Here is a 20,936-nt window from a genome sequence, read left to right on the forward strand (position 1 = left end):
CACATTACGTTATAGGCACGTAATCACCCGCAACAGCGGACCCATTTTCAACTCTAAATATTATCTATGGCATTACAGCGCAGACCCATGCGCCCACCGCGTGTGGTCGAAGAACCTTACCGGATCAACGGCCGTATTCTAGCCCGTTCGGTTCGGGTAGTTGGTGAAAACGTCGAACAGGGCGTTTACGATATTCAGCAAGCCCTTGACCTGGCCAAGTCGCAGGCCCTCGACCTGGTCGAAATTTCTCCCAACGCCGTGCCGCCCGTCTGCCGGATTGTCGACTACTCGAAGTTCAAATACGAACAGAAGAAGAAGCAAAAGGAAATCAAGGCGAAGGCTCAGAAAGTCGTTATCAAAGAAATCCGGTTCGGCCCGAACACCGACGACCACGATTTTGAATTTAAATTGAAACACGCCATCAACTTCCTGAAAGAAGGCTCGAAGGTGAAGGCTTACGTCCAGTTTGTCGGGCGTTCCATCGTCTTCAAAGAGCGGGGTGTTGAACTGCTGCAGCGGTTTGCCAAAGGGTTGGAAGACATCGGCCGCGTTGAGGCTGAGCCCAAACTGGAAGGCAAGCGGATGAGTATGTTCCTGGCACCGAAGGTGGTTCAAGTGAAAAAATAAATTCGTTTAAGGTTTAATACGATTTGAGGTTTAAGGTGTAAAGTTTAACGTCGCCACTATCCCGGTAACGTCAAACCTTACACTTTAAACCTCAAATGCTTACTAAACCTTACACTTTTTTTACCTATCTTTGCGGCCTGTTTCACAATCAGCAACATTTCTGTTTAAAGCAATGCCAAAAGTAAAAACCAATTCGGGCGCCAAGAAGCGTTTCAAGCTGACTGGTACCGGCAAAATCAAACGGAAGCATGCCTTCCACAGCCATATCCTGACGAAAAAGTCGACCAAACGCAAGCGGAACCTGGTTCACGATGCGCTGGTTTTCAAAGGCGATGAGCGTCGGATCAAGGTTATGCTCAACCTGGCGTAAGCAACGCCCACTTTCGCGGATTCTCCGCGCGGTTTCATGTTCAACCCGATCTCAGGCCTTTCAAGTGCAGTTAAAGGTTAAAAGTTAAAAATTAAAAGTGAAAACCGGTTTTCGAATACTGCGGTGTTCAGGCCTATTTTTAACTTTTCATTCTTAATTTTTAATTGATTTTTGTCGCCTGTTGTCAAAAACAAAAAAAATCAAAAATGCCACGTTCAGTGAACCACGTAGCCTCCAGGGCGCGTCGCAAGAAAGTAATGAAATTGGCCAAAGGATACTTTGGTCGTCGTAAAAATGTTTGGACGGTAGCGAAAAACGCGGTTGAAAAAGGCCTCGTTTATGCATTCCGCGACCGTCGCCAGAAGAAACGCGATTTCCGCGCTCTCTGGATTCAGCGGATCAACGCCGGTGCGCGTCTGCACGGTGTTTCCTACTCGGCCCTGATGGGAAAAATTCACTCAGCCGGTATTGAATTAAACAGAAAGGTACTGGCTGATCTGGCCATGAACCACCCCGAGGCTTTCAAAGCCGTTGTTGAAACTGTGAAATAACTAGTCCGCAGGCAGCCCTCACCGGCTGCCTGCTTTTTTTAGAAAGCGGTATCCACTAACAGCGTCTTCAATCCGGCCCAGCAGCCGTCCGCTTTGCGTCCGAGTAAATACAAATCCACTTCGTTTTCGCCAACCCGGAACACCTGACGATCGCTCAAGGCAGCCTGAATGGTTTTTTGCAGTTCGATAAACCGGGTGGTTCTTTTTTTTTCTTCCTCTTCATACCACGCCTGATCGGTAACAACCGGTTCCCAGAAACCGTCTTCCGGGATTTCTTCAACGTAAATTTTCGGTGGAATCAGTAACAAATCCTTCACCTGACTGACGGTCAATGGCGGCTCGAAATCAACCGTATAGTCCACGAATTCAACGGGTTCGTCCGACTCGCTGGGATAAAACAGGTCGGTTAGCAAATCAGATAGCGACAATTCTGGGGTAGATTCTTGGGGCGGCATTGTTACAATCCGTAATTAATTGCGTCTCAATTAAACTGATTCCGTACCGGGAAGTTATTACAAAGAAACAGTATAACACCATCAGTCCGGTGCTTCATAGTATTTTTTAACCAATCAAACCACGTACGATTATGATGGAAACCCTTATGAACTTGATTCGCCAGCAGTCGGGCGATGCGGTCATCAACAACCCTGCCATACCAAATAATCAGAACGAAGACGCCATGCAGGCCATTTCGAGCGGTATTCTCGGCGGGTTGCAACAGCAGGCTCAGGGCGGTAATCTGAGCGACCTGCTGAGCATGGTGACCGGCCAGGGCAATGGAGCCAATGTGCAACAAAGTCCGGTTACTCAGGGCGTGGAGCAGAATGTGCAGCAAAACCTGATGCAAAAACTAGGGATTTCACCCCAGATGGCGATGTCGATTGCGACGATGGTGGTGCCGATGGTGTTGAGCAAACTGATGAATAAATCCCGGGATCCGAACGATTCGAGTGTGGATGGCAACCAGATTCTGGGAGCGGCAACCGGCAACCAGGGCGTCGACTGGATGGGAGCCGCCAGCTCGGCCATGGCCGATGGCAAACTGGACATGAACGATTTGATGCGCGTTGCGGGCGGTTTTATGGGTGGAGGTAATAACACCCAGCAAAACCAGTCGAACAGTGGCGGACTGGGCGGTTTGCTCGGTGGTTTGTTTGGGAAATAGCGGAAATGCCTCCAACTCCTGAAAGCACCAACAACCGTTTGTTGGAAAGCCGCTTTCAGGGGGTTGGGGATTTCGCAATCGGCTCTGCCAGTACGTACACTAGCAGATTCACCACCGGTTTACATCCTGTCAGAAAACGCCGAAGAATTTCATTCAGTAAAGCCATTCAGTCAGCTTTAGCTGTCAATCTGTCACGTTTTGGCGCAATTGAATGGGCTGGCATAGGTCTTGTTCATTAGGCATTTGTAGTTTGTCAAAAGACTAAAAGCAAGACATTCGTAAAAGTATCATGGGAAAGATTATAGGAATTGACTTAGGAACAACCAACTCGTGCGTGTCTGTCATGGAAGGCAACGAGCCGGTGGTCATTGCCAACAGCGAAGGCCGTCGGACCACTCCATCGGTGGTGGCCTTTATGGACAATGGCAACGGCGAACGCAAGGTCGGTGATCCGGCCAAGCGCCAGGCCATCACAAACCCCAAGAACACGATTTCATCGATCAAACGGTTCATGGGGAAACGTTTCAATGAAGTTCAGAACGAAATCAAAACCATCGCTTACACGGTCGAACGGGGACCTAATGACACGCCCCGCGTCCGGATTGGCGATCGTCAATATACACCACAGGAAATTTCGGCCCTGATTCTGCAAAAAATGAAGCAGACCGCCGAAGATTATCTGGGCCAAACCGTTACGGAAGCCGTTATTACCGTACCGGCTTACTTCAACGATGCCGAACGTCAGGCGACCAAAGAGGCTGGTCAAATTGCCGGTTTGGATGTCAAGCGGATCATCAACGAACCCACAGCGGCTGCCCTGGCCTACGGCCTGGACAAGAAGCACCAGGATATGAAAATCGCCGTATTTGACCTCGGTGGTGGTACGTTCGATATTTCCATTCTGGAACTGGGCGATGGCGTATTTGAAGTAAAATCGACCGACGGTGATACGCACCTCGGTGGTGATGACTTCGATCAGGTGATTATCGACTGGCTGGCGCAGGAATTCAAAAACGACGAAAACATCGACCTGCGGCAAGATCCAATGGCGTTGCAACGGCTGAAAGAAGCGGCTGAAAAAGCGAAGGTGGAACTGTCCAGCTCCAGCTCGACGGAAATCAACCTGCCGTACATTATGCCGGTAAATGGTATTCCGAAACACCTGGTGCGGACTTTGAGCCGCGCGAAATTCGAACAGTTGGCCGATTCGCTGATTCAGCGGAGTCTGGAACCCTGCCGCCGGGCGTTGAAAAACTCCGGGTATTCGGCTAGCCAGATCGACGAGGTCATTCTGGTCGGTGGATCAACCCGGATTCCAAAAGTGCAGGACGAGGTGGAGAAACTGTTCGGACGGAAACCGTCGAAGAGCGTGAACCCCGATGAAGCCGTAGCCGTTGGTGCTGCCATTCAGGGTGGTGTATTGACCGGTGAAGTGAAAGATGTCCTTCTGTTGGATGTGATTCCGCTGTCGCTGGGGATTGAAACGATGGGTGGTGTTTTGACCCGCCTGATCGACGCCAATACGACCATTCCGACCAAAAAATCAGAAACATTCTCGACGGCTTCCGACAATCAGCCGAGCGTTGAAATCCATATTTTGCAGGGAGAACGTCCCCTGGCGAGCCAGAACCGCTCACTTGGTCGATTCCACCTCGACGGTATTCCACCGGCCCCGCGTGGTATTCCGCAGATTGAAGTGACGTTCGACATCGACGCCAACGGTATTCTGCACGTAACCGCCCGCGACAAAGGAACCGGCAAAGAGCAGAAAATCCGGATTGAAGCCTCGAGCGGTTTGAGCGATGACGAAATCAACCGGATGCGCGAAGAAGCCAAAGCCAATGAAGCTTCTGACAAAGCAGAACGGGAAGTGATTGAGAAAATCAACCAGGCAGACTCGCTGATTTTCCAAACCGAGAAGCAGTTGAAAGAATACGGCGATAAATTGTCGGAAGGCAACAAAACCGCCATTGAAGGTGCGTTGAGCGAATTGCGTTCAGCCCACAGCAGCCGCGATGCAGCCGCAATCGACGCGGGTGTGGAAAAACTGAATGCTGCCTGGGCAGCCGCTTCGCAGGAACTCTATAACGCCACGGGCGGTGCGCAAGGCCCCAACCCGGCCGACGGTTTCGCGGGTGACGGCGGTCAACCCAACGGGCAGACTGGTCAGCCAACGGGTCAGGACAACGTTTCGGATGTGCCGTTTGAAGAAGTAAAATAAGAAACAAACCTAGAATTGGGAAGCCAGCCTGTGATAAACAGGCTGGCTTTTTTTGTGCTCATACGCCAAGCCTGCCAAAATGAGTTTGAAACTTTAAAGAAGACTATTTATCTTTGTTGATAAGATAATTAGTTACTAAGATAATATGCAAGAAGAAGACGCAATCCGACCCATCCGAAAACTGAGCCAACTGTATGCCTATACCTCTATTCAAATGCACGAAGCCGTTGCCCGAAAGGCTGGTCTATCGGGAACGGACCATAAATATCTGGGATTTTTTATTGAAAAAGGGCAGATGACAGCCGGTGAGCTATCCACGTTAACGGGCCTGACGACGGGCGCGGTTACCGGTTTGATAGACCGATTTGAAAAGAAAAACCTCGTAAAAAGACAATTTGCCCAAGACGACCGGCGCAAGGTCATCCTGGTACCGAACACCGCCACCATTATGGCGCTTTTAGTCCCGCTCTATGCCGAATTCCGAAGCGAGTCGGAAAAATTACTGGCTTCCTTTTCAAACGAGGAAATCAAAATTATTGAAGCCTACTTTTTAAAGGCCATCGACATCATGAAGGCAACGACCCAAAAACTTAATACCAACCAATTGTAAAGTAGGAAAGGGATGAAAAATGCAAGTAAATACCTGCTTGACTTTCAGGATATTGACCGAAAAATGCTTGCCGTGGTTGGGGGTAAAGGGGGGAGTCTGGGGGAATTGTCGCGGATGGAGGACGTGCAGGTGCCGGAGGGTTTTTGTGTGACGACGGACGCTTATAAAGATGGTGTCGGCCATAGCGAAACGTTGAGGGAACTGCTCGATCAGTTGGCTCTGCTAAAAGTAGATAACCGGATAGAAATTAGCGAAATCAGTGCAAAAATCCGGAAGGTGATCGAAGAAACCGCAATTCCGAACGGGATCGAAAAGGAGATTGCCCGCCAGCTTCAAAACCTTGGCGAAGAACATGCGTATGCCGTTCGGTCCAGCGCTACGGCCGAGGACCTGCCAACGGCCTCGTTTGCCGGGCAACACGATAGCTATCTGAATACTGTTGGCAAGGCCGCCATTCTGAAATCGATCAGTCGCTGCTGGGCTTCGTTGTATACCGACCGGGCTGTTGCGTACCGGCTGCAAAATGGATTCGACCACCGAAAAGTCTATTTATCGGTGGTGATTCAGAAAATGATTTTTCCAGATGTCGCCGGAATTCTGTTTACGGCTGACCCGGTTTCCTCCAACCGGAAGGTGGTGTCGATCGATGCCAGCTTCGGATTGGGTGAGTCCCTGGTTTCCGGCCTGGTCAATGCCGACCATTATAAAGTTCGTGCGGGCCAGTTGATTGCCAGAAAGGTTTCTACCAAGAAGCGGGCGGTTTATGCCGTAAAATCGGGCGGTATGCAGGAAGCTGAGGTGGGTTCCAGCCGTCAGAACCGCCAGGCGTTGACCGAGGAGCAGATTTTACAGCTTGAGCGTGTGGGCCGGAAAATCGAAGCCCATTTCGGCTGTCCTCAGGACATCGAATGGGGGTTAGTCGATGACACATTCTTTGTGGTTCAAAGCAGGCCCATCACCACGCTGTTTCCGATTCCGGAAGCAAATAATCCCGGAAATGCCGGGCCCGACCCGCGCGTCTATGTATCGGTCGGTCATAATCAAATGATGACCGATGCCCTAAAACCATTGGGCATTTCCTTTTTCCAGTTAACAACCCGTGCCGTCATGCATCAAGCGGGCGGAAGGTTGTTTGTGGATGTCACACCGCATCTCGCTGCACCGGACAGCCGAAAAAAATTGATCGAAACCTTTGGACAAGGCGATCTGCTCATCAAAGACGCTCTGTTGACCATTGCCGGGCGAAAAGACTTTATCAAACCGGTACCGAATGGGAAAATACCGGCAACGGGATTTATAAACAACAACCTTTCGTGGCGTTATCTGGCGTCATTCGAAAACAAACCGGCTCTCGTTCCTGATCTCATACGACAGAGCCAAACCTCCATTGCAGCGTTAGAGCAAGCTATCCAGGCGAAATCAGGATCCGCCTTATTCGATTTCATCCGGGAAGATATTCCGCAATTAAGACAGATGCTGTTTAGTCCGCAAGGTTTGGAGGTGATCAAGATTGCCCTCTACGCTACGGCCTGGATCAACAAAAAAATGGAGACGTGGCTGGGCGAGAGAAACGCAGCCGATGTGCTCACCCAATCCGTATCTCACAATATTACGTCGGAAATGGGACTGGCCCTGTTGGATGTTGCCGATGTGATTCGTCCGTATCCCGAAGTCATTGCGTTTTTGCAAGAGGTGAAAGACGATCACTTTTTGGATGAACTGGTAAATTTTGAAGGGGGGCAGGAAACCCGGAAGGCAATCGAGGCTTTCCTTACTCGATACGGTATGCGTTGTGTCGGTGAAATCGATATTTCGAAGGCTCGTTGGAGCGAAAAACCGGCTCAACTTGCACCCATCCTCCTCGGAAACATCAAAAACGTTGAACCCGGAGCCGCCAGGCAGAAATTTGAGCAGGGGCGACAGGAAGCGATGGAAAAAGAACAGGATTTATTGGAACGATTGATGGCATTACCGGACGGGAGACGAAAAGCCCGGGAAACCAAACGCATGATCGGCCTGCTCCGGAATTTCATCGGTTATCGTGAATATCCCAAATACGGCATGGTCAATCGCTACTTCGTGTATAAACAGGCTCTCCTCCAGGAAATGGAAAAACTCGTGCAAGCCCGGGTCGTTCCTGAAAAAGAAGACGGCTACTACCTCACTTTTGAAGAGTTTCGCGAAGTTGTACGCACGCAGACCCTGGACCTTCAAATCATCCGCCAACGAAAGGAAGAACACGAAATCAATGAAAAACGAACGCCCCCGCGGGTAATCACGTCCGAGGGTGAAATCATCACCGGTCAGTACAGACGGGAAAATCTTCCAACCGAAGCGATGGCCGGGCTGGCGGTTTCTTCCGGACTGATCGAGGGGCGGGCACGGGTCGTCCTCAACCTGGAAGATGCGGATCTGGAAGCGGGTGATGTGTTGGTCACGACCTTTACTGACCCGAGCTGGACACCCTTGTTTGTATCCATCAAAGGCTTGGTGACCGAAGTGGGCGGACTGATGACTCACGGAGCCGTGATTGCCCGGGAATATGGCTTGCCGGCAGTGGTCGGCGTGGAAAATGCGACCCGATTGATCAAAGACGGCCAGCGAATCCGGGTGAATGGAACGGACGGTTATGTGGAAATTCTGTAAAAAAGTGATGCGATTATGGCACCGGCCTTACAAAGCGGTTTTCTGCCAGTAACCACTAAGAATCATTCTTCCAAAAAAAGGTTGTGATTGGCCGATGTGCAGGGAGGGATGTGCATTCAGCAGCATCAACCAGTTGGGCAATCGATTGGCTTCAATGCGGCTGAGCGTGCGAAAGAACCAATATTGGCCCCAGAGCAGCAGGCGTTGCCACCAGAAAACCGGTTGAACGAAATCGCAGCAAAACCAATAACCGTAGTTGTCTAAACAGTTCAGTAGCCGGGGCAGGATCTGGGTTTGCAGCCGTTCCTCCGTAAACAGATCAAGCACAAACGGTGTAAAGAGAACCTCAACCCGGTCGTCGGGCCGAATAGCGGTTTCGGTTCCAACCCGGAAGTCGACCCGGCTGTCGTTATTCACTGCCTTCTTTGCCAAAGAAATCATCACCGGCGAAGCATCGATGTAGAGGACAGTTTGGGGATCGCAAACCGCCAGAATGCGCGACAATAGCCAGCCCGAACCGCCACCCAGAACAAGAATATTCGCTTTTTTAGGAACCGATCCGAGCCAGTGAGCCTGCGCTTTTCGAAGCGCATTGCCAAAAACCAGCCGGGAAAGAGAGTCGTAGAAAGGAGCAATACCGTCAAAACCAGCGTCAACGGGTGGGGAAGTAGCCATAGCCTGGTAACCGGTTTCACTTCAAACTACAAATGAAGGCAATTAAGATGACTTTTTTACCGGTTTCACGTCTAAGGGAAACACATAAACCTGTTGACGGATGAAAAGAAAACTACGCCCCGGTTTTAGTCTGTTTCTGCTCAGCCTGAGCATTCTACAGGCCTTCGCTCAGCCTAAATCAACATCGCCTAAGACGGCTTCGCAACCCGCGAGCGTCGCGATTCGGGCCGGATTCAATCAGTTATACGGTGATCTGAAAGATCCCATATCGACGCCGTTCGCCGGGGCTTCGCTGTTGGTTCCCATCACAAAAACCGTAACGGTTGAATTGCCTTTCGATCTGGGAACGTTGCAATCCCAGCAGGATGACTATTATCATTCCAGCGCCAAAACACGCTTTATTCAAGTAGCCGGTGCCGTATCGGTGGATATTCTGGAATGGTTCAAACAGGGGCAGAAGCTGGTGGAACTACGCCCCTATGGCGGGGCCGGTTTGGTGTTTTTCCGGGCAGAGGCCGTTGATCTGACCACCGGAACGGTACAGCGGGTAACCAACAGCGCAGGGAGTCACCGGTCGCGCGACGGAATTGAAGCGCGCGGAAAAGCCGGGGTCAAACGCACCCACGAACTGGTCTGGCTGGTGGGGCTGCGGGGCGCAACCGCCCTGTCGCGCCGGATGAGTATTTTCGGTGATGTCCGGCTCAATTTCGTTCGTACCGACAAACTGGATGCCACCCTGGACGATAACAACCAGGTGATGCAGGCCACCGGTCCTGCGTTTACGGAGGGAAACCATTATGGGAAAAATAGCCCCGACAAATGGGGCTTTGTGACCGTGGGCCTGAATTTTTACTTTGGCGAGCGGTTTTCGAAAAACTGAGTTATTTCCCGGCCAGAAAATCCGAGTAGGTTGCACATTCCCGAATCATCTCTTTGTGAAACCGGGTTTGCGCATACGCATTGGCCAGTTTGGTCAGAGAGGCACTGTATTGCTCCCGACGCAGGGTTTTCATTTCAGTATCGAACTGTTTGGGATCGATCGCGTAATTGCGCTTTGCATATTCAATTTCTTGGCGGGTACGGAACGCATTTTGTTCGCAGCGAGCGGCCATAAAGCAGGCCTTGGCGGCCAGTTCGGGGTTTTTGGCGGCCGCCATCGCCTTCTCGAAAAAAACCTTAGCGGTTGCATTGGTATAATAATCCTGCTCGCCAACCAATTGAAGCCCGCGATCCCGTTGGGGCTGCTGAACCTGCCGGTAGGTATACTGATAAAGAACTGGTTCTGCTCCGCTCCAGCGCGCCCGCACCAGGAGCCAGCCATTGCCAAACCAGCTCATATTGTACGCCCCGCAACCCAGTTGGTAATACAGGTCGGCGGCTGCATCACCCGATGCGGTTTTGGCCTGGTTTTCCAGGTCGACCATTTTTTTGAGGAATGAAACCGGGGTGTAGGCGTTGGCGGGTTTCGTTCCGCGCTGCTTGCCGAGGAGCGTAACGACGAACGGATTTTCGTTGAAATACGACGTAAAGGGTTCCGTGTTCCAGGCTTTCGGGGAAACTTTCGCATAGGCTTCGGCGGCTTCCGCATACTGGTTTTCGGCCAGCAACCGTCTTCCCAAAAGCAGATACAGCGCATCGTTGGTAAAACCGGTCAGTTTCAACAGCCGTTGGTCAAACCCGGTAGGTTTGGATTGAGTCGCAAACTGCACGACGTTCCGAATCGTGGCGGATGAGGTCGTATCTTCAATGTCGTACAGATCGGAATGGCTGTCAAAATAGAGGTCATTCCGGTTCAGTTGCGATGATGTCAGGGTGGTGAGTAAAAACGCTTTGGCGGTCGAAGGGCCATCCGGCTGGCCCGACTTGGACCGAAAACAACCTGCCAGCCAGCCGCCTGATTCTTTTTCAGCGGGTTTTCCGTAGCCGTATTTCACAGCCAACTGTTTGCAGGTTTCGACAAATGCATTGGTCATGTGAAAGCTCGTCGAATTGCCGAACTGTTCGAGGTAGCCAATCAACTGGGTTTCAACGTCCGGCGTAAGGCTTTCCGTTTGGGCAGTAAGTAAAAGCATTTGTTGCAACGCGATCTGCTTTTTCAACATCGGGTTGTTGGTCGGTTGCTGACTGGCCAGATCGAGGTTGGTTTTGGCATCAGGATAGGCTTTGGCCAGATAGTCCAGGTACGCAGTTGCCGTGTACCAGAATGCCGGATTTCCCAATTTGGTATTCCCGGCCGACTGTAGCGCAAATTCCCGAAGCTGTTGGAAATAATCGGGGGCTTCTTTTTTCCGGTCAACGAAGTTGAGCGAGTCTTTCCGCGTTTTGTCGTCATAGACGTTGATGGGTGACGAGTCCTGAAAGAAGAAGTATTCATTCCGGTTGATTTCCCGCGCCATTACCAACTCGATCAGCGGATTTTCGGGGTTCAGGTTAACCATTTCTTTCAAAAACGGCAAGGCATCCTGTTTCGGCTGAATGGCACAAATGGCGTAGACGGCGGCTTTTTCGCGGTCATTTTTGCAAAAATCCAGGGCTTTTTCCCGAAACCGAATGCCGTAAATCCGCAGGCTGGTTTCCGCTTCGCGACGGCGTGACGGACAGCGGTCAAAAACCTGCGCGAATTCATACAGGGCCTGGGCCGTATCACCCAACGCCATCGTTGCCCCCGCATGACGGCACAACGACCAGTCGCTGAGGAAGGTTTTTTTTGATAACGGACGAACCAGGTCGTCATAAAGTGTGCGGCTCAGGGCGTAGTTCTTCGCCATAGCCGCCAGTTTGACGGCCTGAAAAGCGTAACGCTCTTTCAAAAACGGATCCTGCGTGGACTCAAAACCGGCCCGGGCTTCGGCCAGAAGCGTTGGCAACACCGACCCCGAGGTGTCCTGACGAGCCGAATCTGCTTCCCAGGCATTGACCGGACGCGGGGCGGCTTCCTCGGCTTGCCAGGCCAGTTTCAGGTAAGTCAAAGCCGCCGGGTTGGTGGCTGCTGCCCAGCGAACCAGGCCGTTCGACGCCTGGTTGTCGCGGCTATAGAGGGCGGCAGAAATCTCGGTGTCGGACACTTTGCCCCGGCTGTAGGCTTTCCACGCCAGCACGTTTTCATCGGTTACGACCGTATCTTCATCCGTATCGTAATAATCATCATACCGGTAGAGTTGTGGCGTAAAGTGATAAATCTGGTCCCGCAGAGAAGTCTGGCTGCTTTCCGGCATGAAAAAACTCATGAACTCGTTGATGTCGTACGAACTCGGGCCACAGGCAAAGCCGATCAGGATGGCAGCCGACAGCAAGGCACTACGGAGCCGACCGGACAAGAGAGTGAAGAAACGCATCGGTATAGGAAGATGTTACGGTAGAATCGAGATGATAGAGGGCAAATGTAAGTTTTTGATTTTGAATTTTCGATAGCAAAAGCTGCTTCCCCGCCGTCAAATCGTCGTTTTGGCAGGCTTCGGCCCGGAAGACGTCACCCCGGCGGATGGAAAAGCCGAGGGCGGTGGTGTCGCGGGTGGCGACGAAGCGGTTTTCGGTTTCGGGTTTCAAAAAAGAACACGTTGCCAGCATGTTGGAATCGAGGTTGTTGAGTAAGCTCAGAAACCGGTTGTTCCGGTAAACCACCGTCCAGCGGAACAGTGGCAGAACCACATCCAGCGGTAAAGGATAGTGTTCCAAAAAGTCGGTATACCGTTGGGCTACATCCAGATCATAAATAGAATTGCGGGTATCGGCACGTTTCCAGTCGGCCATATTGTAAAACATCAACATGCCCCGGTCGACGGGCGGCAGTCCGGTTTGTTCCGGGTACTTGATCTGGTGGAGCCGGATGGTGGCCGAAACCGGACCCTTGAAGCGGTTTTTAAGTTCCCGGAGCAGGTGAAAATATCGCTCCCGGCTTCCCGCGCTCCAGTCGCAATCCAACTGGATTTCCGGACTGCGAATGCCATTCAGCCGGGAGATCTGCGTGATTTTCCGATAGAGGTTTTCGGCCAGCTCCGGAATGGCCGAAGCATCACTGTGAAGGAGCGTCTGATTTGTGATAAACACCACCGGAACGATGGTCAGGCCAACGGGTTTCTGGGTAAACCGGACGACGGCTTTTGGAACTGCCGATTGGGTGGCCGGGTCCCAGTCTACGTCGAAATACCGGAGGTAGAGTTTCCGGATTTGAAGCTGTTCGAGCAACCGACGTTCGGTAGCGGAGGGGTTGTAGGTGGTTTGCCAGGAATAAAAAGCCGGGGTGAGTAGTTTCGAATCGGGCGTCTGGCAGGAAAGCGTTACGACAAAAAACGCTATCAATAATAGGCACAGCCCATTGGGAAGTTTGAAACAGCAATGGGTTGTATTCATAGGTGGACAAATTCTGAAAAACGAAGTAAACTGGTAAATAACGCAGCGAGTATACGCATTCTTGCGGTTTTATTCCAGGCCTTCTGTCCCATGAATATGGGATGGCATATCAGTGTTTGTCTGATTAACTTTGTTCGCAAACGTCTACCCATTCGAGAATGGATTCCATCCGTGTACTGATTTACGAAGACAATGTCACCCTGCGTGGGGCTCTGGAAGTCCTGATCGAGGGAAGCGAGGGCTACGAAGCGGTGGGCGCTTATGGAGACACCCTCAACATTGAAAACCAGGTGGAGCAACTCCGGCCGGATGTGATCCTGATGGACATCAGTATGCCGGGGCAGAGTGGCATTCAGGCCGTTCAAAAGCTACAGACCCGGTTTTCGCACGTCGAGGTATTGATGCTCACGGTTTTTGACGACGATGATTCGGTATTCGATGCGCTGAAAGGTGGGGCGACGGGTTATCTGCTCAAGAAAACACCCCCGGCCGAGATTTTGAACGCCATCCAACAGGTCTACGAGGGTGGGGCTCCCATGTCGCCGGTTATTGCCCGACGGGTGCTGATTTCACTGCAATCCGGAAAAGAAACCCCGGAAATGGCCCGGCTGACGGCGCGTGAAAAGGAAATCCTGGATCTGCTGGCCCAGGGACTCAGCTACAAACTCATCGCCAGCGAAGCCGGCATCAGCATCGAAACCGTGCGGACGCACATCAAGCGAATCTACGAAAAACTCCACGTCCACTCCGTTACCGAAGCCCTGGCGCACTACCGGCACTGATCTCGAAAAAATCTTTGCGGGAAAATCAGCCGATGCCAGTCTGGCATCGGCTGATTTTGTATTGACCAGTTTTTAGGAAAATCAGGGTTTAAAGCCTAAAATCAGGTATTTCAACGGGGCCGCTGCGTAGTTCCCTCGTCCCCTTTTTATGGGATTGACGGGCATCGAGGGGCGCTCTACATTTGAATCATTCAAATCTGCCCAGACATTCAACTGTATTCGTAATCAATCATTTACATCCAATTGCCAATGTTGTTGTCTAACTGCATGGTATGGCAATTGGATCCAACAGCCATACCCTACGGTGATTGATAGGGCTGTTTTGTACGACTTTCGGTTCACTCTTCAACCATTTTTTCAATGAAAACGCGATGCTCTACTCTATTTCTGTTGCTTTTGACAAACCTGATTCAGGCACAGGTTTCTTTTCAGCACGCTACCTCCCCCGCGAATACGGCGGGGACCTTTACCAGCTTAAATCATCCCCAACTGAATGGCAATCCAGCGGCTGTTGTCTTTGTATCTCCGGTTTGGGAGAAAACCGGAGACTTGAATCCCACTTATCCAATTGGTGTTCGCTATGTGAATAACCGGTGGGCGATTTATCAGCAAAACCAGTATGCTTTACCCGCTAAAGAAACGCCCCGGCTTCGGTTCAGCATCTGTTTTTATCCGGCAACAAGCCAGAATGTGTTTGTTCATCGGGTAAGCGCGGGCAACAAATCTGCTCACATTTCTACCCTGGATCATCCCCAATTGAATGGCAATCCAAATGCCGTGTTGCTGGTTACCCAACGATTTGGTACCTATAACAACCATGAAGTTGGCGTTTGGTACAACGGAAGCCGGTGGACCATTTTCAATCAGGATCGGGTCGAAATGCCGGTCACTGCCGAGTTTAATGTGCTGGTGGTTGCCAGTGGAAAAGCACCTGGTTTACCCAATTCCGTTGCATTTGTCCATACCCATACCGAAACTGGCAAAATAGCACCTCCCAATGTCGGATACAGTGTTTTGAATCATCCGGCGATCAATAAGAATGAAAATTATCGGGTATTTGCCACGCAACGGTTCAATGGACCCTACAACACGCATACGTACAACATTTGGTACGACAGCCCGACGGATAGTTTTACAAAATACAGGGATGGTTACTGGATGGTATTCAACGGACAGAATCAACCCATGCCGGTCAATGCGTCGTTTAATGTGGTGGCGCTACCCATTGGAGGAGTGTCAGCAGAGACACCATTGTGGGGCTTTGCCGATCTGCATGCTCATCCGGCATCCCATCTGGCTTTTGGAGCTCGTCGGTCTGGTGGGAAAAATATGTTCTGGGGAAGTCCCGGGTTGGCCCTGCGCGATGCTGCTGCCACCATGCCAAAGGATCTGGCTCCGAGTAAACACAAAAGCAACGATTGGGACAATGGTGATCCCATTAATAATGAAACCCGGGAAAGTATTGTAAAGACTTTAAAAGCCCTTACCAATTTTACCAGTAACCATTTGTCGGGTGGTTATCCGGAGTTTGATGGGTGGCCGCATTCGCAGAATGTTTTTCACCAGCAGATGCACATTTCCTGGATTCGGCGGGCATACGATGGCGGCATGCGTTTGATGATTGCCAGTGTGACCGATAACCAGGTCTTGGATATGCTCTGGGATCGCCGAAGCTTACAGGGAGGGCCAAGTCCTGATCCGAATTTTGATTTTGAAGCGGCCAAACGGCAGATTCAGTTTATCAAAGAATTAGCTAAAAATAACGCGGACTGGATGGAGGTGGTAACGACTGCCCAGCAAGCAGAGCAGGCTATCCGAAACAACCGGATGGCGTTGATTTTAGGCCTGGAGATGGATAAACTAACGCTGGAACAGACCCTTGATCTGGTTAAAAACAACGATGTCCGCTCGGTTATTCCGATTCATTTAACCAACAACACCTTTGGCGGAACTGCAGCTTACAATGATGTTTTCAACGCGGCAAACAGCTACCTGAATGGCGGCTATATCCATGTGAAAGGAGATCCTAAGTTGACATTTCGGTTGGGACGACCGCAGAAACTGGTTCACGACTATGTTAGCGGTGCGGTGCAACCCCAACTGGTTTCGGAGCAGGAATATGCCCAACTGGGATACGACTGTTCGGTGGGTTTGCCTTTTGGGAAGGCTGCATTTTGTGTAGCGGGTTGTGTAGGGCATAAGAATGTGCAGGGAGCTTACAAACAGCTTCTTATTCAACTCATGAAAGAAGGACTTTTAATCGATCTCTCGCACATGTCAGAAGCCGCTCAACATGATGCTCTTTCACTGGCTGAAGAATTTAAGTATCCGGTACTGAATTCACATACCGGATTGCGGGATGGTGATAGTACAAGTTACGATGAACGGGCTATGCGTAATAAAGATGCGCGTCGGATGGTGAATCTGGGGGGAATGCTGGGGATGGGAACCGGCGGGAGTTATGAAGAGAACTACAAAGGAACGGTATTTTACCAGCGAACAGTTGATCACCGTTTTTCGGGCACCGATTCGGTTTGGAAAGTTTCGTTGAATCAGTCGGCAACCCCTCAATTGATTGTTACAATCCGAACGGGGGGCGATAACCTGCGGGGAAATAATGACAATGCGTATGCGTATATCATACGGCGGGATGGCACAAAAACCGAATTTGACCTCAATCAGCGGGGAGAATGGGGCAACAACTCGCTCCACAGCCGCACATTTGTTCTGCCTGTTGGTATAAATTACTCCGATATTGCGACATTCGGGATCAGAACAACACTGGCTGGTGGCTTAGGTGGTGACAATTGGAACCTTGACCAGATTAAAGTCGAATATTTGCTTGGATCATCCAGTAAAATTCTGCTGGAGCGAAGCGGCCAACCTTTCAAGCGGTTTACGGGAGGAAACAATGGGTATCAGAACTGGTCTGAGTCAGTCACCATTGCCGATGTTACAGTAAAACCGTCTACTACCGTCCGGCGTTTAAAACTGACTTTAAAAACCGGTGGGGATAATCTGCGGGGAAATAATGACAATGTTTACGCCATTGTTAAACTGAAAAATTGTTCACAACTGCGCTTTGATAACCTCAACAAGCGATTGGAATGGCCTAATCACTCAGTCAATGAGGTATTACTGCCCGATTTTCCGGTCGGCACTCAACTCAGCGACATCGAAGGAATCAGTTTGAAAACGACTTTTTCGAATGGGTTTGACAATGACAACTGGAATTTGGACGCTTTTCGCGTAGATTATGAGTTGGCAAATGGCCAAACCGGTTTGTTGGTTAAACAGGAAGGGCAACCCCTGATCCGGTTTACAGGCAGCATGCAGGAAAACAACTGGCCTTTTACTTCCTCAACCATTGCGCAGGATTTGCCTGATGACCATCTTTTGTCAGGTATCTTGATCAAAATCAGGACCGGAAGTGATGATTTGCGGGGAGACAATGATAACGCCTTTGCCCAGATTGAGTTAATGGACGGGAGAAGTTTAGACAAAATTCCTCTCAATCGCCGTGGGATATGGGAGCCCAATTCCGTCTATAAAACGATCTACCTTTTTCCTGAAGGAATAATGCGGAAACAGCTTAAAAATCTGGTTATCACTACTACATTTGATGGTCGGGTTGCGAGTGACAACTGGGATTTAGCCGAACTGGAATTGAAGTCTATCGATTCGGATCCAATTGACACCTGGATTACTGGAGCTAAAGCGGCTTTAGAAACATTGGGTGGACAAGGTCTTGCCCTTGGAACCGATTTAAACGGGATGCAGGCCCAGATGCCTTTTTCACTTGTCAATCAGGAAAATATCAAGATCAGCAGCTCCATAACAGGCTGGGCAACGATAAACCTACCGCTTTATCAGAGTGGGAAAAAAACTTTTAAGATCCGGAATGATGGATTGGCCCATTATGGGTTACTTCCTGATTTTTTAGCCTTAGTAGCACAAAGGGAAGAAGGTGCTCCGGTTGTAAAGGAAATGTATAGGGCCGCTGGCAATGTGGTCAGAATGTGGAAACGGGCTGAAACCGCAGCCAACAATGTGAATGGGGAACGGATTAACCGGGAAGTCGTAAAACTAAAATTTGACATTTTGACTGGTTCTGACAACCTGCGTGGCGACAATGACAATGCGATCGGTTTTGTCTTTCTGCGTGATGGGGGCTATTTTGAATTCGATCTTAACCAGCGTCGGGAATGGGCCAACGGGACCCGAAATGCCGCTATGTTTGATTTGCCATCTGGTGTGCGTGCTGAGGATATTCAACGGGTTGGTGTTCGGACCACATTTAGTGGAGGGATTGCCAGCGATAACTGGAATATGAACGAACTGAAACTTACGGCGATTAGGAACGGTGTTGAGCGGTTATTGCTTTCCATATCGGGTTCTCCCCAATTCAGATTTACGGGAGACCAGAACCTTTGGAGTGTTGAAATCTAAATCGCCATTCAGGTTCAAAATTCGGAGAATGTAAAACTTCGGTTCGTTTCTACGCAGGTAGAATTACTTCTGCGTAGAAACGAACCCTTTTTTATAAAACCGCATCCGGTTCAGACTCTGAGCTCACCAGTCGTTGCATGGTTTTCTGGGTTTTTCCATCAAGTACCAACAAACTACCAAAAAGAACAACCTCAGCGGTTTTGTCCGAAAAGTTCTGCACACTTACATCGGTTTGCGTTACTTTGATTTCCAGCAAAGCCCCGCGAAACCGGACTTTAAAGGCCAGCGACGCCCAGTTGTCGGGGCAATTGGGATCTAAAACCACCTGCTCATCCTTGATCCGGAAACCACCGAACCCCTTCACCACCGCCAGCCAGGTACCGGCCATCGAGGTGATGTGGCAACCGTCTTCGGTGTCGTTGTTGTAGTCATCGAGGTCCAGCCGGGCGGTGCGCAGGTACATTTCATACGCCTTTTCCTTCATCCCCAGTTGCGACGCCAGCACCGAGTGGACGCAGGGCGAGAGCGATGATTCGTGAACGGTCATCGGCTCGTAGAAATCAAAATTCCGGCGCAACGTCTCCCGGTCGAAATCATCTTCGAAGAAATAAAGTCCCTGCAACACGTCGGCCTGTTTGATGAAACACGAGCGCAGAATCCGGTCCCACGACCAGTGCTGGTTCAACGGTCGCTGCCCTTTCGGAATCTCGCTCACCGGCATCAGTTCTTTGTCCAGGAACGACTCCTGTTGCAGGAAAACCTGCCGGTTTTCGTCGTAAGGGAGGTGAATATTGTTCGCGATGTGCAGGGCGGTGGCCACTTCCTTTTCCTCCCGAAAATGAATTCGGTCACACAACTCGTTGAATTTCTCCAGGTTCAGCTGCTTCACCCGGCCAACCACTTCGACGGTATAGCGTAATGTCCAGGCGGCCAGGTAACTCGTATACCAGTTGTTGTTGACGTTGTTTTCGTATTCGTTCGGCCCGGTCACACCCAGCATCACATACTGCTGTTTGGCCTCCGACCAGTTGACGCGCTGGCTCCAGAACCGGCTGATGGCAATCAGCACTTCCAGACCGTAGTCGGTCAAATAGTCCTCGTCACCCGTATACCGGACGTAATCGTAGATGGCGTAGGCAATGGCGCCGTTGCGGTGGATTTCCTCAAACGTGATTTCCCACTCATTATGACATTCCTCGCCGTTCATCGTGACCATCGGATACAGCGCAGCCCCAGCCTTGAAACCCAGTTTTCGGGCGTTCTCAATGGCTTTTTCGAGGTGCTTGTAACGGTACAGCAACAGGTTCCGGCTCACTTTCTGGTCGGCGGTGGCGAGGTAAAATGGCAAACAGTAGGCTTCGGTGTCCCAATAGGTCGAGCCGCCGTATTTTTCTCCGGTAAACCCTTTCGGTCCAATGTTCAGCCGTTCGTCTTCTCCAGTATAGGTCTGGTTCAGTTGAAAAATCGAAAACCGGATGCCCTGCTGGGCCGCAACATCGCCTTCGATGGTAATGTCGTTCATTTTCCACTTGTCGGCCCAGGCCTGCTGTTGTTCGATCAGCATCCGGTCGAACCCTTTTCCGGTAATCCGCTGCAGGTATTTCCGGGCTTCCGAAACGACTGAATCGCTGTCGTAGTTGAGCGATGACAGGTTGACGGCGTATTTATAAATCGCCGTTTCCTGTCCCTGTCCACATTCCAGCGTGATGCGGTTGGCGACGTATTTTTCCTGCCGGATGGGCTGGGATTGAAAATCGATCCGGGCGTTGTCCTGCTCAATTTCGATGGCCATACCGGTGCAAACATGAAAGCCGGTTTTTCGGGTCCGCAGCTCAATGTAGGCTTCCCCGTATCCGGTTTCTTTCCGCACTTCATCCCAGAACGTTTCGTCGTAGTTGGAGTCGCGGTTGCGGATGTTGCCATCGATATAGGGTTCAATCGTGATTTTGGCGTCGAAATTCAGGGGCATCAGACTGTAGCGGATCACCCCGGCTTCGTCGTCGACGATAGAGCAAAACCGCTTCGCATTAACCTGGAGTTCTTTGCCACTTTTCAGCAACGCCACAAAAGACCGTTCAAGATACCCTTCCTGCATGTTCAGCACCCGCCGGAAGTCGCGGACTTCGCAGGTGTTCAGATCCAGCGTTTCGTATTCGATGTTGATGGAAATACCGATCCAGTTGGCCGCGTTCAACACTTTGGCGAAGTACTCGGGATACCCGTTTTTCCACCAGCCAACCCGGGTTTTGTCGGGGTAATAGACCCCGGCGACGTAGTTACCCTGCAAGGTTTTACCCGAAAAATTCTCTTCAAAATTCCCCCGTTGTCCCATGCGCCCGTTACCGAGGCTCATGACACTCTCCGTAATTTCATTGTAGGAACGGTGGAAATCCTCTTCAACAATCAGCCAGGGGTCGTGCTTTAAGTACTGTTTCATTCCGGGGTAAGGTTATTTTTAGCGAGATGGAAAACACTATGTGATAGGGTGCG

Annotated in this window: 15 protein-coding genes; 10 read left to right on the forward strand and 5 right to left on the reverse strand. The window is 50.7% G+C overall.

Features of this window, described 5'->3' with window-relative positions; all coding sequences use genetic code 11:
- Positions 1-66 precede the first annotated feature (66 nt).
- From infC to rplT, 3 genes are all read left to right on the forward strand, one after another.
- Positions 67-627, forward strand: a complete 561-nt coding sequence (gene infC / locus ACS5NO_RS13160; RefSeq protein ID WP_114409339.1) for a translation initiation factor IF-3 — start codon at positions 67-69, stop codon at positions 625-627.
- Between the two features lie 172 nt (positions 628-799).
- The gene (gene rpmI, locus ACS5NO_RS13165) at positions 800-997 is read left to right on the forward strand and encodes a 50S ribosomal protein L35 (RefSeq protein ID WP_114409338.1); all 198 of its coding nucleotides are present in this window, start codon (positions 800-802) and stop codon (positions 995-997) included.
- A gap of 206 nt (positions 998-1,203) precedes the next feature.
- Positions 1,204-1,548: a 50S ribosomal protein L20 gene (gene rplT, locus ACS5NO_RS13170; RefSeq protein WP_114409337.1), complete on the forward strand. Its 345-nt coding sequence runs from the start codon at positions 1,204-1,206 to the stop codon at positions 1,546-1,548.
- A gap of 38 nt (positions 1,549-1,586) precedes the next feature.
- On the opposite strand, the gene ACS5NO_RS13175 is transcribed toward rplT, so the two are convergent.
- A complete protein-coding gene (locus ACS5NO_RS13175) occupies positions 1,587-2,003 on the reverse strand; it encodes a nuclease A inhibitor family protein (RefSeq protein ID WP_439415575.1) in 417 nt (138 codons plus the stop codon).
- A gap of 131 nt (positions 2,004-2,134) precedes the next feature.
- On the opposite strand from ACS5NO_RS13175, the gene ACS5NO_RS13180 reads away from it, so the two are divergent.
- From ACS5NO_RS13180 to ppsA, 4 genes are all read left to right on the forward strand, one after another.
- Positions 2,135-2,713, forward strand: coding sequence for a hypothetical protein (locus ACS5NO_RS13180; RefSeq protein WP_439415576.1), 579 nt, complete (start codon positions 2,135-2,137; stop codon positions 2,711-2,713).
- Between the two features lie 289 nt (positions 2,714-3,002).
- On the forward strand, positions 3,003-4,934 hold the full coding sequence (dnaK, locus tag ACS5NO_RS13185) for a molecular chaperone DnaK (RefSeq protein ID WP_138991961.1): 1,932 nt from the start codon (positions 3,003-3,005) through the stop codon (positions 4,932-4,934).
- A gap of 145 nt (positions 4,935-5,079) precedes the next feature.
- Positions 5,080-5,544 carry a MarR family winged helix-turn-helix transcriptional regulator gene (locus ACS5NO_RS13190; protein WP_439415577.1) on the forward strand — a complete coding sequence of 155 codons (465 nt, stop codon included), beginning with the start codon at positions 5,080-5,082 and terminating at the stop codon, positions 5,542-5,544.
- Positions 5,545-5,556: 12 nt separating this feature from the next.
- The gene (gene ppsA, locus ACS5NO_RS13195; protein ID WP_439415578.1) at positions 5,557-8,190 is read left to right on the forward strand and encodes a phosphoenolpyruvate synthase; all 2,634 of its coding nucleotides are present in this window, start codon (positions 5,557-5,559) and stop codon (positions 8,188-8,190) included.
- Positions 8,191-8,217: 27 nt separating this feature from the next.
- On the opposite strand, the gene ACS5NO_RS13200 is transcribed toward ppsA, so the two are convergent.
- Positions 8,218-8,865, reverse strand: coding sequence for a methyltransferase domain-containing protein (locus tag ACS5NO_RS13200; RefSeq protein ID WP_439415579.1), 648 nt, complete (start codon positions 8,863-8,865; stop codon positions 8,218-8,220).
- A gap of 100 nt (positions 8,866-8,965) precedes the next feature.
- Between ACS5NO_RS13200 and ACS5NO_RS13205 the strand changes: the two genes are divergently transcribed.
- Positions 8,966-9,745 carry a hypothetical protein gene (locus ACS5NO_RS13205; RefSeq protein WP_439415580.1) on the forward strand — a complete coding sequence of 260 codons (780 nt, stop codon included), beginning with the start codon at positions 8,966-8,968 and terminating at the stop codon, positions 9,743-9,745.
- Position 9,746: 1 nt separating this feature from the next.
- Here the strand turns inward: ACS5NO_RS13205 and ACS5NO_RS13210 are convergent, their stop codons facing one another.
- Both ACS5NO_RS13210 and ACS5NO_RS13215 read right to left on the reverse strand, forming a co-directional pair.
- Complete coding sequence (locus tag ACS5NO_RS13210; RefSeq protein WP_439415581.1) at positions 9,747-12,200, reverse strand: hypothetical protein; 2,454 nt, start codon at positions 12,198-12,200, stop codon at positions 9,747-9,749.
- Complete coding sequence (locus ACS5NO_RS13215; protein WP_439415582.1) at positions 12,163-13,215, reverse strand: hypothetical protein; 1,053 nt, start codon at positions 13,213-13,215, stop codon at positions 12,163-12,165. Before ACS5NO_RS13215 ends, ACS5NO_RS13210 begins: the two co-directional genes overlap by 38 nt.
- Before the next feature lie 158 nt (positions 13,216-13,373).
- Between ACS5NO_RS13215 and ACS5NO_RS13220 the strand changes: the two genes are divergently transcribed.
- Positions 13,374-13,997, forward strand: coding sequence for a response regulator (locus ACS5NO_RS13220; protein WP_439415583.1), 624 nt, complete (start codon positions 13,374-13,376; stop codon positions 13,995-13,997).
- 360 nt (positions 13,998-14,357) lie between these two features.
- Complete coding sequence (locus ACS5NO_RS13225; RefSeq protein ID WP_439415584.1) at positions 14,358-18,446, forward strand: DUF7452 domain-containing protein; 4,089 nt, start codon at positions 14,358-14,360, stop codon at positions 18,444-18,446.
- Between the two features lie 91 nt (positions 18,447-18,537).
- Here ACS5NO_RS13225 and ACS5NO_RS13230 read toward each other — a convergent pair whose 3' ends face one another.
- Positions 18,538-20,883, reverse strand: coding sequence for a glycoside hydrolase family 65 protein (locus ACS5NO_RS13230; protein WP_439415585.1), 2,346 nt, complete (start codon positions 20,881-20,883; stop codon positions 18,538-18,540).
- Positions 20,884-20,936: the final 53 nt, after the last annotated feature.

This window comes from Larkinella fluvii (assembly GCF_051857545.1).
GTDB lineage: Bacteria > Bacteroidota > Bacteroidia > Cytophagales > Spirosomataceae > Larkinella.

Excerpts from the sequence above, each read along its gene's own strand:
- infC (WP_114409339.1), top strand. The coding sequence starts at position 67 with ATGGCATTACAGCGCAGACCCATGCGCCCACCGCGTGTGGTCGAAGAA.
- rpmI (WP_114409338.1), top strand. The coding sequence starts at position 800 with ATGCCAAAAGTAAAAACCAATTCGGGCGCCAAGAAGCGTTTCAAGCTG.
- rplT (WP_114409337.1), top strand. The coding sequence starts at position 1,204 with ATGCCACGTTCAGTGAACCACGTAGCCTCCAGGGCGCGTCGCAAGAAA.
- ACS5NO_RS13175 (WP_439415575.1), bottom strand. The coding sequence starts at position 2,003 with ATGCCGCCCCAAGAATCTACCCCAGAATTGTCGCTATCTGATTTGCTA.
- ACS5NO_RS13180 (WP_439415576.1), top strand. The coding sequence starts at position 2,135 with ATGATGGAAACCCTTATGAACTTGATTCGCCAGCAGTCGGGCGATGCG.
- dnaK (WP_138991961.1), top strand. The coding sequence starts at position 3,003 with ATGGGAAAGATTATAGGAATTGACTTAGGAACAACCAACTCGTGCGTG.
- ACS5NO_RS13190 (WP_439415577.1), top strand. The coding sequence starts at position 5,080 with ATGCAAGAAGAAGACGCAATCCGACCCATCCGAAAACTGAGCCAACTG.
- ppsA (WP_439415578.1), top strand. The coding sequence starts at position 5,557 with ATGAAAAATGCAAGTAAATACCTGCTTGACTTTCAGGATATTGACCGA.
- ACS5NO_RS13200 (WP_439415579.1), bottom strand. The coding sequence starts at position 8,865 with ATGGCTACTTCCCCACCCGTTGACGCTGGTTTTGACGGTATTGCTCCT.
- ACS5NO_RS13205 (WP_439415580.1), top strand. The coding sequence starts at position 8,966 with ATGAAAAGAAAACTACGCCCCGGTTTTAGTCTGTTTCTGCTCAGCCTG.
- ACS5NO_RS13210 (WP_439415581.1), bottom strand. The coding sequence starts at position 12,200 with ATGCGTTTCTTCACTCTCTTGTCCGGTCGGCTCCGTAGTGCCTTGCTG.
- ACS5NO_RS13215 (WP_439415582.1), bottom strand. The coding sequence starts at position 13,215 with ATGAATACAACCCATTGCTGTTTCAAACTTCCCAATGGGCTGTGCCTA.
- ACS5NO_RS13220 (WP_439415583.1), top strand. The coding sequence starts at position 13,374 with ATGGATTCCATCCGTGTACTGATTTACGAAGACAATGTCACCCTGCGT.
- ACS5NO_RS13225 (WP_439415584.1), top strand. The coding sequence starts at position 14,358 with ATGAAAACGCGATGCTCTACTCTATTTCTGTTGCTTTTGACAAACCTG.
- ACS5NO_RS13230 (WP_439415585.1), bottom strand. The coding sequence starts at position 20,883 with ATGAAACAGTACTTAAAGCACGACCCCTGGCTGATTGTTGAAGAGGAT.